We start from the raw sequence: 13252 nt of genomic DNA on the forward strand, positions 1-13252 counted from the left end.
AATTTAAGGTTCGAAGATGTTAATCTGACGCATCAATGCACAATTATGAGTGATGTTGTCGCATACTTTTAATTGCATTAAATAAGGCTTCTTTCAGGTTTAAAGACATCCCATTATTTCTGCTGTGTTTTTGATTTACTTCAATCTCAATCCCTAAATAACTAGTTGGAAATTGCTTTCTTAAAAAGGAGGTGAAACCATCCGCTTTGCCTAAGTAAGGATAATTAAACCTTACGTTAAGATTGGGATTGTGCTTTAAAAGTTCTACTTTTAATTGTTTGCAAAACTCTTGTTCTTTTTTATTACGTGAATCATATAATAATCCAATATCAGCTTTGCGTTCGTCTCCATTTAAATTTGGGGTAAAACTATGTATAGACAGATGTAAAACTTGTTGGTTATTCTTAATGAACTCTGCTATTTTATATTCAATTTTAGTTCTGTAAGGAAAATAATATGTTTTAAGAATTTTAGATTTTTCATTTTTAGATAGGTCGTTACTTAATTCGGAAAAAAGGTGCTTGCTAAATAAAGAGCGATTTAACTCCACCAATAAACGACTCGTTATACTAAAATAGAAAGCATCGGTCAGCGATTGTAAATGTTGAAACAAGTCTAAAGCGCCCAAATCGTAACCGCGATGGGTTTTAAGGGCTATGGTATTGTTGAAGTGTTTTTTGTAAAGCTTAGGAATTTCATTTCCTCCATGCTCGCAAGTTAAAATAAGTTTCACCTGTTTATGTATTGCTTTTCTAAAGTTATGTGCTTCACCTTTATTATCATTTTATTGTGTGTCTGCATCTAATTATCTATGTTTCTCGGTTGAAATAAAGTATTCGTTTTTAAGCAATTCTGCATGTCCTTATAAACTGAAATAATATGGGCTTCCGATGTATCAGTGCCGATTGCCTTTAATAACCTTGTCGCTAAAGTGCCTTCTTTCAAAATTATATCAATAGCCTTATGATGTGATTTATGTAGCTTGGATTTTACCGAACTATACAAATGTTTCCAAACGATGTCAACGGTAGAGCTGCGTTCTATTCCGAATAAACGCAAATACTCTAGATTTTCAATTTTAGAGTTTTCGGCATATTTTATGACACCGTTTAAAATAATAAATAAATCTTCTTTTACCCAGGCTTTTTGGTCTTTAAGAGTACAGAATTCTTTGTTAACCAAAGCTTTTAAAACTTCGATAACCAATGCACAAATAGCGATATCTGCTTTAGGACATTCTTGAATATCCATTAAGCGAATCTCAATAGCATTACGATCAAAACGTGCAATAGCTCCCCGCGAGTTTAAAAAGTGCTGATCTAAAATCTTTTCTTTATCATAAGGTTGAATCGCTCGTTTTATCGGTTCGAAAATCGTTGCATAATAGTCTAATTTCGAAAATGTGCGCTCAGGAATGACTAAACCTGTTAATTCGGGTATTTCTTTTTGGTTGGTTTTGTAAAACTCTAAACGGGTGTCTTTAAAACTTGTAATTTGACCTTCTAGAATAGGTGAGCTGGCACAAAGTCCTGGCAACAATGGCAATAAAATACGGATTGCTGCATGAAGTTGTTCGAACTCTTTATCGTCATAAAATGGTAAATTGATATGAGTGCTTTGTACATTACTCCATCCATGACCTTTGCAGTTGAAAATAGTATTGTACAGCGCGTATACTTTACTATAACTATGTTTCCAAAGTTGAGTATCTGTATTAGGATTCATTAAAGGGTGAGATGCTGAACCTAAAAGCTTTATGTCCAAAGGTTGTAAGAGTGCTGTGATTTCCATAATGTTAGCATGAAATCTATCAGCCAAATCATCTGTACTTTTTGCCGGTCCATTGGTTTTTAGTTCAATAACATGTGCGACAAGTTCGTTACTCCATGCAATGCTGCCATTTTCGATATCTGATACTATTTTGCCTGCTTTTAATTTAAGCAGTTCATCTACTTGTGGAGCAACTTTAAAATTGTCATTTTTAACAAGCATGTATTCGAGTTCAATACCGTAAACTTCGAATAAGTGATATTTTTTTTTCATATTTTTATGCCTAATGCTTTTAGCGTTATAATGCTATTTGCGAATCATTAGTTTATTAACTGATGAATCGCTTAGCATGCTCGTTTTATGGATTATTCTAATCGTTTTTTTAATGCTGAAAGAATCTCCGTATAAACCAAATCGCCATAATGTGCGTCTTCCACTCCAAAATCAATATTTGGATTATCATTAATTTCTATGACCATCAATTTGCCATCTACAACTTTAATATCAATGCCGTAAAGGCCAAGTCCCATTAATTTTGCAGATTTTAATGCGATATCAATCACGTTTTTTGGTACGTCTTCTATGGGTAAACAATCGGCATCTCCATCTTGGTCGTTTTTATCAGTTGCTTTCCAGTTGTAAATTTGCCAGTGACCTTTCGCCATATAGTACTTACAGGCATAAAATGGTTTATTGTCAATGATGCCAATGCGCCAATCGTAATCTGAAGGACAAAATTCTTGAGCAATGATTAAATCAGACTCTTTCAACATTTCGGTAACTAAAGCATTGTATTCTTCTTTAGTTTTTGCTTTTTTTACTCCAAAAGAAAATGTAGAGTCTGGGGCTTTTAATACACAAGGTAGGCCAGTTTGTTCTAGTACAGAGTTACGATTGTTACTATGTACAATAACAGTTTTTGGTGTACTAATGTTGGCATTATTCATAGCTTCTGCCATGTACACTTTATTACAGCATTTTAAAATAGCATCAGGATAATCAATTATCGCAATACCTTCTTGTTGAGCTTTCCTAGCAAAGGTGTAGGCTTCATTATTTACTTCGGTACTTTGTCTTAAAAACAGCGCATCAAAGGATGAGAGTCGCGATAAATCTTTAGGCTCAATAATTTCAGCATAGATATTCATCTTCTCAGCAATTTCTATAAACTTTTTTAATGCTTTCGTATTGCTAGGGGGAGCAGGGTCATTTGGATTTACTAAAATGGCCAGATCAAAATCGTGATTAGCGATCTTTGCCGTATCATAGCGTTTTTTTGCAAAATACTGGTTCGCAAATTCACGAACACTCGGCACGTGTTCTCCTGGAATTTCAGCTTCAGAAATCGCCTTAATACTTTGAATGTTCCATTTGGTGGTATGATTAAAATTTACGCGCAAAAATGGAACCTGGAAGTGCTTGTAAAAAAGAGCGCTCAGGTTTTTGTATTTCTGTGCAACATTTTGCCCAAAATAAATACTTAAAGTAAAATCTTGCGACTTAATGTTTTTTAAGCTTTGTTGAATAACATCATCAAACTCATCAGAAACAATTCTAACTAGTTTTAAAGCTTTAAGATCTACAATGTTTTTTGTGGTTGGAATTGGTAAGTGACCTCTAGCTTCTGCCAAAAGTGATACGTAATAGCCTTTAGATTGGTATGAGTAGTCCTTGCATAAATTGAAAATTCGTGCATTTTTTAATAAGGAATACTTAGGATTTGTAAGATAATCTTGAGAGGAAATTACGGTTATATTATCAATTGAAAAGTTCCATTTTTCAGGTTGATTAACAACAATGTATTTGTTCATTTAGAGCGCATTACGCTATTATAATTTTAAGCAAAATTATACTATTTTTTGATTGGTTTTACGCAGGGTTGAAAATATTTTTTTGTTTTGTTAGGTGCTTTATTTAGCCGTCTTATAGATGATTAGTTACGTGGTTAAGCAATTGATTTACCAAACAAATCAGAGATATAAAATTCTAGTAAAATTTGATGTGTAAGTTCTATCTGGCTATCGTTATAAAAAGTATTAACCTTAGTTATTTTCATTTGCAATTCGTTCAATTCGTTTGTGATTGTCTTCTAAATTCTATGTATTGCTCAATTGTACCTAAACCTATAGGTACGCGTCTTTTGTTATTTTTGCAGGTTAAATCATTGATGCCATATTGTATGTTTTCAATTTAGCATCCCAACTGAATTGTTTGTGGTAAGTTTGCTTTCTGCTGGTTCTATTAATACCCGGTCAGCATAGCATAGTCTATTTTATACGATAAATAGGATATTGTAAATGTGCTTTTTCATAATTCTTACTTTGCTTATGCAGCCAATCTAACTGTGCATACCAACTATTAGCAAAATCTTCATCATAGCTGATTTTTATATTGTATTCTATTTCTAGTTTTGGGTTATTCTTTAAAAGTTGTTCGGCTTTATCTTCCCAAACATAAGGCGAAAAGCCTTCTTTTTGTTGCAGAACTGTATCAAAGAAATTCCAATTAAAAAAGGAATCAGGTGCAGAAGGTTCTAATGTTTCTAATAGGTATCTTATAGCTTTTTGGTCTGTAGAAATGAGATAATCTCCTTTGCGGAATTTTACCTTTTCATTTGAAGTATTTACGTTTGTATTATAATGTGAATAATGACCTTCATATGGAGAGGTGCGAGTTTCATAGCTTCCAATTTTATAAGATTCAACAGTTAATATAGTATCATTTTTAAATTGTGTGAATACGATGTTGTTTAGCTTTAATAAATCTATGACGTTATGCCAACCTTGCGGAATAATGTAAGCTGTAGGAATGGTGATTGAGTCAGTTGCTTTAAAATAATTATGATATATCACATCTTTAGTAAATGGTTTAGATCTATCATATTTTAAACGTTTTGCACCAGTAAATTCACTTGGAATCATTTCTCCTTCATAACCTTTAAATTTTAGAGTAGAGCTTAGGCTTGTATCTATAGCCCAAGTTAAAGAATAGCTGTCACCTGCTGTCCATAATTTAGTTTGTTCGTTTCGGAGTTTTGCAATTTTATCACCCTGTTCTTCTGTGATTTCGATCATGCTTTTCATTAATTCGTAAGTACCTTCTACACGTTGCTTATATGGTTTTAACATGTGTGTTTCTATCATCATACCAAGAGTATTAAACAACGTTGTGAACCCTGTGCTATATCTTGGGGTATCTAAAAACTGAGTAAATCCTGAATCTGGTGTGCGGTTAAACACATTTACATAAGGTGTGATGTCCCAAGATTTTTCTTCAAGTTTTTGTTCTAATGAAGGCCTCATCTGAGTGTGTATAAAATCGCCTAATGGTCCCCCTAATTTATTATGTTGGGTAAATAAGTGTGTTAGGGTGTATTGATAATCAGCTCCATTGCTCACGTGGTTGTCTATAAAAATATCTGGCTGTACTAAATGGAATATCTTGATAAAAGCTTTGGCGTTTTTGGTATCGGCTTTAATAAAATCTCGATTCAAATCATAATTTCTAGCGTTACCTCTAAAGCCATACGCTTTTGGTCCATTTTGATTGGTTCGAGATGTAGAATTTCTATTTAAGCTGCCGCCAATATTATATATTGGGATGGTAACCACAATTGTGTTTTTGGGAGCATCTATTTTTCCTTGAACAACATCTCTAAATAACATCATTGTTGCATCAATACCATCTGATTCTCCTGGGTGAATACCATTATTAACTAATAAAATTCTATTTGTTTGTCTAAGTGTTTCAAAGTCATCACCAGAAGCTTTCATGTTTAAGGTTACTATATGTAACGGTTTACCCGAATCTGTTTCTCCAATTTCTTGGACTGAAATTTCAGGATAACTATCAGCTAAGTCTTGGTAATAATTTATAGTTTCAGTATAGGTGGCAGTTTCAAAACCGTCGCTTTTTTCGAAAACTGTGGTGAAATCTATTTCAACAGATTTTTTTTCTGAATCCTGTTTTTCGATTTTTTTATTACAAGCAACTAACAATAAGGCTAATACTAGTAGTTTTTTCATGGTCTAGAAGTTTGGTTAAAATTACTTATATTTATTAACATGAAAACATATAAACTTAGCTTTGGTACAATAACCGTTATTAAAGCTAATCTTGCTGAGGTTGTTATATATGATGGTATCGTAATGGATATGAAAATGATAGACGAATACCATAGATTTCTAACTGAAAAATTAGAAGCTCCGTTTTCTTTATTAATTAATAAAAAATTTTCTTACACCTATACTTTTGATGCTCAGAAATCCATTGTTAATATTGATGGAGTAAAAGCGATGGCAGTGGTAACACACGCCTATGTGTCTAAATTAGCAACAGATATTTTAATAAATATAAATAGGGATAATGATTGGAATATTAAGATGTTTAATACGCGTGAAGATGCTCTTGATTGGCTAGAAAATGATGACTGACTTTATAGCTACTTTGCCATAAAAAAATAATAACTTTGCATTTCATTTTACCATTTTATTCGCAAATAAATGCAACAAACTACCAATACCGTTTTGATGATTCGTCCTGTAAATTTTAGGATGAACGAGCAAACAGCTGTCAATAATTATTTTCAGGAAGATTTAGATATAAGAAATGCAGAGATCAATGCAAAAGCACAAGAAGAATTCGATGCTTTTGTACAAAAACTGAAAGCGGTCGGTATCAATGTCATTGTTGAAGAGGATGATAAAGTAAATGACACTCCAGATTCAGTTTTTCCAAATAATTGGGTGAGTTTTCATGCTAATGGGGACGTCGCAAAATATCCGATGTTTGCAGAGAATAGAAGACGTGAGCGTAGAGATGAAATTTTTATTAGACTTGAGGACGAAGGATTTAAAATTGAAAATATCATTGATTATACATCAGCGGAGCATGAAGGGATCTTTTTAGAAGGTACAGGAAGTGTTATTTTAGATCGCGTTCATAGAAAGGCATATTGTGCATTGTCTCCGAGAGCTGACGAAGATTTATTTATAGAGTTTTGTGAAGATTTTGAATATAGTCCTGTAATTTTTACAGCATTTCAAACCGTAAAAGAAAAACGCTTACCGATCTATCATACTAACGTAATGATGTGTATTGCTCAAAACTTCGCAGTAATTTGCTTAGATAGTATTGATGATAAAAAAGAGCGTAAAAGCGTTGTAAAGCATTTAAGGCAAGATGGTAAAGAAATAATTTCGATTACTGAAAAGCAGATGCATCATTTTGCAGGTAATATGTTGCAATTGCGAGGCAATGATGGCCAGGTTTATTTAATTATGAGCGAGGCTGCACACAAGAGCTTAACACCAAATCAGGTTACAAGTATTGAGAAGCATGGTCCTATTATTTCGAGTTCGTTAGAGACTATAGAAACATGTGGAGGTGGAAGTGCTCGTTGTATGATCGCTGAGGTGTTCTTACCAAAAGCCTAAGGCACACTAGTTTTTGGTTTTGGGTATTCTAATTTAGGTTGTAACAAATTAGAATATTGTATTGTTTAAACTAAGCTTTCGATCTTAACCTAGGTAATTCAACAAAGAATTTACTTCCAACATTCTCGGTACTCTCTACCCAGATTCTGCCGTCATTTAATTCTACTAAATCTTTAGCGATAGATAACCCTAAACCTGTTCCTTTTTCATTTTTAGTACCAGCAGTTGTAAAGTTTTTATGCGCAGCAAATAGCTTGTCTAGGTTGCTTTTAGGAATACCAACACCTGTGTCTTCAATGCAAATTAAAGATTTGCCATTGGCATTAATATTAGAAATAGTAATTACATCACCTGTTCTGCTAAATTTCACAGCATTTGTAATTAAATTCTGAATCACAATTTCTACCATGCTACGATCAGCATAAATAAAATCATTCTGAGATTCATCTATTAGAACAATGTGTTTATCTTCAACTTTTTGTTCAACTAAGGCTATTTTATTATGAAATACTTCTTGAATATTAAATAGCTCAGGTTTTGGTTCTAAATTCTGCATTTGCGATTTAGACCAGTTTAATAAATTAAATAAAAGTGATGATGCGTTATTTGCATTTTCACTTAGCTCAGGAATCAATTCATAGAATTCATCTTTAGAAATACTATCTTCATTTAATAGATCTAAGAAAGCTTTAATTGAAGAGATTGAATCTTTTAAGTCGTGGGAAACAATAGAAAATAGTTTGTCTTTAACTTGGTTAACTTCCTCTAAATGATGTGTTTGCTCTAGGATGGCTTCTGTTCTTAATTTCTCTTCCGATAAGATGTCTTTTTGTTTTTCTAAGGCGTCTTTATGAGCTTTAGTTTTTAACAGACTATAGATTAAAAGGCTTAATAATAAGGCAAATGCAGCTATACTACCATATATAAGAATAGGATTATTAATCGACGTTGATACGGCAGTTTCTGGTTCTTTAACTGAACTATCATTCTCAACAGTGTTGTTGTTAATGATGTCTAAAGGATCTAAATTAGTTGGAAATACAGGTTGATCTATTTTAGAAAGAGAGTCTTTTAAGTAATAAAATTTATTTTGCCAATAGAAGGCTGTTTGGTAATATCCTCTCGTGGAGTCTAAAACAATATGAAGTTTATAATTTTTTAAAAGCTCAGTTTTATTATTTGTTTTCTGTGCAATAGAATAAGCTTCGTCTAGTTGATATTGAGCCTGTTTTAAGTTCTTATTTTGAAGACTTAGATTCCCCATCGCATTTAGGGCTCTTAAAATACCTTCATTATTCTTTTGTTCTCTGTTGTACTTTAATCCATCTACTAAGTATTCTGAAGCTTTATCATATTCATTAAAGCGTAAATATTCACTACCCAATTTAGGAAGTATTTCACCTCGCAGAATTTGGTCTGTTTTTGGATTTAGTATATCTAATGTTTTTTCATAATATTCTATAGCCTTGCGATGTTCTTTCAATTCTGAATAAAGTCCGGCAATATTTTTAGTAGAGATTTTAATACCTTCTTTGTCTTTAATTTCTTTGCGGACTTCTAAGGCTTTAAAATTATACTCTATGGCTTTGTCAATTTGATTGGTTTTATAATAAGCTTTAGCAAGATTATTATATGCTGAGCTTAATTCTTCTTTTAAATATCTCTTTTCAAAAATATCTATTGCGGATAATGAATTTTGTAAACCAACCTTATAGTTGCCTCTCTTTATTTCAATAAGACCAATACTGTTGCTTACTTTAGCAACACCGAGAGTATCACTTATTTTTAAATATAAATTTCTAGATTTTATATAGTTGTCAATAGCATTAAAGTAGTCATTACGTTCTGTAAAGATTAACGCTCTAAAGTAATTACTTTCTGCCTTTCCTTTAATATAATTTAGTTCATCAGAAAGTTTTGAGGTTTGATTAATATAAAGTAAAGCTTTATCATAATTTTTATTCTCATAAAGCTCATTAATGAGCACAAGAGACATATCCACTTTCGTAGAGTCTGGGTTTTTATACGCTACTTTTACTGATAGTTCATCTATTTTTTCAGTCTGAGAAAAGATAGAAAACGATATAAGACAAACAGCTAGTGTCAGTAACTGTTTCATCTTAAAATAGCGTTAAAACGAATTGCGCTGTTTTGGTTTGAAAAACTTTTAGAGAGGGACGAAAAAAGTAAGTTAACACAAAACAATAACAACGTTGTTAATGTTTGATTATTAAACCTCATTAATGTTTGGGACATTGATTAATAGCCCTTCAAAAGTGCTATTATGTAAGCAGATATACTAATAATTAGGACTTAATGCCAAAATATTAGTTGAAGTGACAAATATAATATTCTCGAAAAAAATGCTTATCGATTAAAGGTAAATTTAACAGTAGTAATGCCATTTTGTCGACGAAATGCATCATTGTGTTAAGGTCTTGTTAATTAATGGCTTGTCTTGCGTGTTTCGTATGCGGAAAGGGCTTTTAGAATAATGTCAGACAAGCGTTCGATTTATTAAAAAGCATTATTTGTTAGCGTATTTTTACTCGAACCAGGATATAAAAGTGGTAATGAGAATGAAAAGTAGATATTCAAAAATTTATTTTAATCAGAAACTTAAGACCAATATAAACGTTTTCCTATAGTCTAGATAATTAACTAATAATGTTAATATAGAAACCTAATAAAACTCCTATCTTTGCCAGCGTTTTAAAACACATAAATTAAGCATTATTATGACCCTTCAAGAGACTTTAGAATTACATGTAAAAGCAGCGATAAAGTCGTTGTTTAAAGCGGAGTTAGAATCAGTAGAATTTCAAGCGACTCGCAAAGAGTTTGCAGGAGATGTTACAGTTGTGGTATTCCCAATGTTACGTGTTGTAAAGGGAAACCCTGTTGTTATTGGAGAACAAGTAGGTCAGTATTTACTAGATAATGTAGATTTAGTCAAAGGTTTTAATGTTGTTAAAGGCTTTTTAAATATTGAAATTAATGACTCATATTACATAGATTTCTTCTTGTCTATAAAAGGAAATGATTTTTATGGTATTGTAAATCAGAAGGATGATAATGCTGTTATGGTAGAGTATTCTTCGCCAAACACAAATAAACCTTTGCATTTGGGACATGTAAGAAATGTACTTTTAGGTTATAGTGTAGCGGAAATTTTAAAAGCTTCAGGAAAGAAAGTTTATAAAACTCAAATTATTAACGATAGAGGTATTCATATTTGTAAGAGTATGTTAGCTTATCAGAAATTTGGTCAAGATGAAGCACCTACAGAAGACTTAAAGGGAGATAAACTTGTTGGGAATTATTATGTAAAGTTTGATCAAGAGTATAAATTTGAAATTTCAAATTTAATGGCTCAAGGTCAATCAGAAGAAGATGCAAAAAAGAATGCACCCTTATTGTTAGAAGCACAACAAATGTTACTAAAATGGGAGGCTGGTGATGAAGACGTTGTAGCGCTTTGGAAAAAGATGAATCAATGGGTTTATGATGGTTTCGATGTTACTTATAAAAATATCGGTGTAGATTTCGATACATATTACTACGAAAGTAACACTTATTTGCTAGGTAAAGAATTTGTTGCTGAAGGTTTAAAATCGGGCGTTTTTGAACAAGATGCTGATGGTTCTGTTTGGTGCGATTTAACCGAAGATGGATTAGATAGAAAAATTGTACTTAGAGCAGATGGTACAGCTGTGTATATGACGCAAGATATCGGAACTGCAATTCAACGAATTAAAGATTATCCAGATGTTGGTGGTATGGTTTATACCGTGGGTAACGAACAAGATTATCATTTTAAAGTGTTATTCTTAATCTTGAAGAAGTTAGGTTTCGATTGGGCAAAGAATCTATTCCATTTAAGCTATGGTATGGTAGATTTACCGAGCGGAAAGATGAAGAGTAGAGAAGGAACAGTTGTAGATGCTGATGACTTAATAAAAGAAATGGCTGATACGGCCGAAGAAATTTCTAAGGAATTAGGAAAGCTTGAAGAGTATTCGGAAGACGAGAAAAAGGAATTATACAAAACGATTGGTTTAGGGGCTTTGAAATATTACATTTTAAAAGTAGATCCCAAAAAACGAATTTTATTCGATCCAAAAGAATCTATCGATTTTCAAGGGAATACAGGTCCTTTTATTCAGTATACATATGCTAGAATTCAGTCGATTCTTAGAAAAGCTAATGTAAGTAACAATGAAACGATGAGTACAGTAGAGCTGTCACTCCATGATAAAGAAAAGCAACTCATTAAGCAATTGGAGCTGTTCCCTGAGATTATTCAAAATGCAGCAGTACAACATAGTCCTGCATTAATTGCAAATTATACTTACGATTTAGTAAAAGATTTTAATTCATTTTACCAGAATGTATCTATTCTTGGAGCAGATTCTGACGTAGAAAAGAATTTTAGAGTAGCTTTATCCAAAACAGTGAGCCAAACTATAAAAAAGGCATTTAAGGTTTTAGGAATTGAAGTGCCCGAACGTATGTAGATTTGTAATTTTTGCGATTAACAGTGTTACTTCTTTTAATTAATTTTGTTGTCAGTTTTAAGAACTGAATACACAACATGATATTTGATATTTGTAATTTAACACATTGAATAGAAGCATATTCTCTTTTTTTTTGTATTTTAGGTAAGGTTCCAATGTTCATTAAATCTTACTGTTATGGAAAAATCTTACATTCTAAAACGTTGCACAAGTACGCTGCTGTTGCTCTTATTTGTACTCTTTTCTTTAAGTGCTCAAACTGGTTTTAAGGAGTTTCAGGGTAAGGTGATTGATGGTAAAACTAATAAGACCATTGAAGCTGCTAGTCTTAGCGTTAACAATACTAACATTAGTACTATTACAAATTCTGAAGGTCAGTTCATCTTAAAAATTCCGAGTGCTAATTTAGATTCAAAACTTATAATTTCTTTTTTGGGCTATACTACTTACGTTATGCCATTGTCTGAATTAAACAATAAGAATTATACGATAGAATTATTTGAGTCTGTTACGACATTGTCTACTGTAAATATTGCGGCGTTTAAAGATGCTACAAGTTTAATAAGAAAAGTGTTTAATAGTAAGAACGAAAATGTAAGTGGAGAAACTGTTTTTATGACTGCTTTTTATAGAGAAACCATAAAACGTAGAAATAGAAATGTGTCGCTTACCGAAGCTGTTGTTAATATTTTAAAACAGCCAAATTCGTCTAAAGAACAGGATGCTATTCAGCTTAGTAAAGCTCGAAAAAGCACTGATTACAAACGTTTAGATACTGTTTCTGTTAAATTGCAAGGTGGTCCGTTTTCTACAATGTTTTTGGATATTATGAAATATCCTGAGTACATTTTTACGGAGGAAAGTATTAATGGATATAATTTTTATTTTGATAAACCGTCAACGATAAATAACAGAACTGTTTTTGTTGTTAATTTTAATGCTAAGAATAACGATCTTACTATAAATTACAGGGGGAAACTTTTTATTGACTTAGAATCGCTAGTTTTAGTAAGTGCTAATTACTTTTTAGATGTGAGTAATATGGATAAGACTAAGAATCTTTTGGTTAAGAGAAAGCCAAATGATGTTGAAGTTTATCCTTTAGAAGCGATTTACAAAGTAGATTATAAACAAAAAAATAATAAGTGGTATTACAGCTATTCTAATTTAAGTCTCACATTTAAAGTAAATAAAAAACGTCAGCTCTTTAATAAAGTTTATACCTTATCTAGTGAAATGGCGGTAACAGATTGGCAGGTAAATCATACAGATAAAAAAATTAAAAATAAACTAAGCCCTTCCGTAATTATTACTGATGCTATTTCAGGATTTTCAGATCCTAATTTTTGGGGGCAATATAATCTCATAGAACCAGATAAATCTATTGAAACTGCTATAGAAAAAATTAGAAAGAGTATTGAAAAGGAAAGGGAAAGAGAAAGGAAAAAGACACTAAATGGCTAAGTCCGAGCGCAACATAATTTTAATGACCCTGATTTTATTTCAGGGTTTTTTGTAACACATTTTTAA

The 13252-nt window shown here is 32.0% G+C and carries 9 protein-coding genes; 4 read left to right on the top strand and 5 right to left on the bottom strand.

Annotation, left to right across the window (positions count from 1 at the left end; all coding sequences use genetic code 11):
• Positions 1-43: 43 nt before the first annotated feature.
• The 4 genes from HM986_RS14970 to HM986_RS14985 all read right to left on the bottom strand — a co-directional run bounded on the left by HM986_RS14970 (position 44) and on the right by HM986_RS14985 (position 5795).
• Positions 44-733 (bottom strand): N-formylglutamate amidohydrolase, encoded by a 690-nt coding sequence (locus HM986_RS14970; protein ID WP_179335883.1) that lies wholly within the window; start codon positions 731-733, stop codon positions 44-46.
• Between the two features lie 68 nt (positions 734-801).
• A complete protein-coding gene (locus HM986_RS14975) occupies positions 802-2043 on the bottom strand; it encodes a glutamate-cysteine ligase family protein (RefSeq protein ID WP_179335884.1) in 1242 nt (413 codons plus the stop codon).
• 92 nt (positions 2044-2135) lie between these two features.
• Complete coding sequence (locus HM986_RS14980; RefSeq protein WP_179335885.1) at positions 2136-3581, bottom strand: RimK family protein; 1446 nt, start codon at positions 3579-3581, stop codon at positions 2136-2138.
• A 456-nt stretch (positions 3582-4037) separates the two neighbouring features.
• Positions 4038-5795, bottom strand: coding sequence for a M14 family metallopeptidase (locus HM986_RS14985; RefSeq protein ID WP_179335886.1), 1758 nt, complete (start codon positions 5793-5795; stop codon positions 4038-4040).
• 39 nt (positions 5796-5834) lie between these two features.
• Between HM986_RS14985 and HM986_RS14990 the strand changes: the two genes are divergently transcribed.
• Positions 5835-6203 carry a DUF7793 family protein gene (locus tag HM986_RS14990; protein WP_179335887.1) on the top strand — a complete coding sequence of 123 codons (369 nt, stop codon included), beginning with the start codon at positions 5835-5837 and terminating at the stop codon, positions 6201-6203.
• Between the two features lie 69 nt (positions 6204-6272).
• The gene (gene ctlX / locus HM986_RS14995) at positions 6273-7205 is read left to right on the top strand and encodes a citrulline utilization hydrolase CtlX (RefSeq protein WP_179335888.1); all 933 of its coding nucleotides are present in this window, start codon (positions 6273-6275) and stop codon (positions 7203-7205) included.
• A 70-nt stretch (positions 7206-7275) separates the two neighbouring features.
• On the opposite strand, the gene HM986_RS15000 is transcribed toward ctlX, so the two are convergent.
• Positions 7276-9324 carry a tetratricopeptide repeat-containing sensor histidine kinase gene (locus HM986_RS15000; RefSeq protein ID WP_179335889.1) on the bottom strand — a complete coding sequence of 683 codons (2049 nt, stop codon included), beginning with the start codon at positions 9322-9324 and terminating at the stop codon, positions 7276-7278.
• A gap of 619 nt (positions 9325-9943) precedes the next feature.
• On the opposite strand from HM986_RS15000, the gene argS reads away from it, so the two are divergent.
• Both argS and HM986_RS15010 read left to right on the top strand, forming a co-directional pair.
• Positions 9944-11722, top strand: a complete 1779-nt coding sequence (gene argS / locus HM986_RS15005; RefSeq protein WP_179335890.1) for an arginine--tRNA ligase — start codon at positions 9944-9946, stop codon at positions 11720-11722.
• A 177-nt stretch (positions 11723-11899) separates the two neighbouring features.
• Positions 11900-13186: a carboxypeptidase-like regulatory domain-containing protein gene (locus HM986_RS15010; RefSeq protein WP_179335891.1), complete on the top strand. Its 1287-nt coding sequence runs from the start codon at positions 11900-11902 to the stop codon at positions 13184-13186.
• The last annotated feature ends 66 nt before the right edge of the window (positions 13187-13252 follow it).

Origin of the sequence: Winogradskyella costae (assembly GCF_013403865.1) — a bacterium.
Classification (GTDB): domain Bacteria; phylum Bacteroidota; class Bacteroidia; order Flavobacteriales; family Flavobacteriaceae; genus Winogradskyella; species Winogradskyella costae.

Excerpts from the sequence above, each read along its gene's own strand:
- HM986_RS14975 (WP_179335884.1), bottom strand. The coding sequence starts at position 2,043 with ATGAAAAAAAAATATCACTTATTCGAAGTTTACGGTATTGAACTCGAA.
- HM986_RS14980 (WP_179335885.1), bottom strand. The coding sequence starts at position 3,581 with ATGAACAAATACATTGTTGTTAATCAACCTGAAAAATGGAACTTTTCA.
- HM986_RS14985 (WP_179335886.1), bottom strand. The coding sequence starts at position 5,795 with ATGAAAAAACTACTAGTATTAGCCTTATTGTTAGTTGCTTGTAATAAA.
- HM986_RS14990 (WP_179335887.1), top strand. The coding sequence starts at position 5,835 with ATGAAAACATATAAACTTAGCTTTGGTACAATAACCGTTATTAAAGCT.
- ctlX (WP_179335888.1), top strand. The coding sequence starts at position 6,273 with ATGCAACAAACTACCAATACCGTTTTGATGATTCGTCCTGTAAATTTT.
- HM986_RS15000 (WP_179335889.1), bottom strand. The coding sequence starts at position 9,324 with ATGAAACAGTTACTGACACTAGCTGTTTGTCTTATATCGTTTTCTATC.
- argS (WP_179335890.1), top strand. The coding sequence starts at position 9,944 with ATGACCCTTCAAGAGACTTTAGAATTACATGTAAAAGCAGCGATAAAG.
- HM986_RS15010 (WP_179335891.1), top strand. The coding sequence starts at position 11,900 with ATGGAAAAATCTTACATTCTAAAACGTTGCACAAGTACGCTGCTGTTG.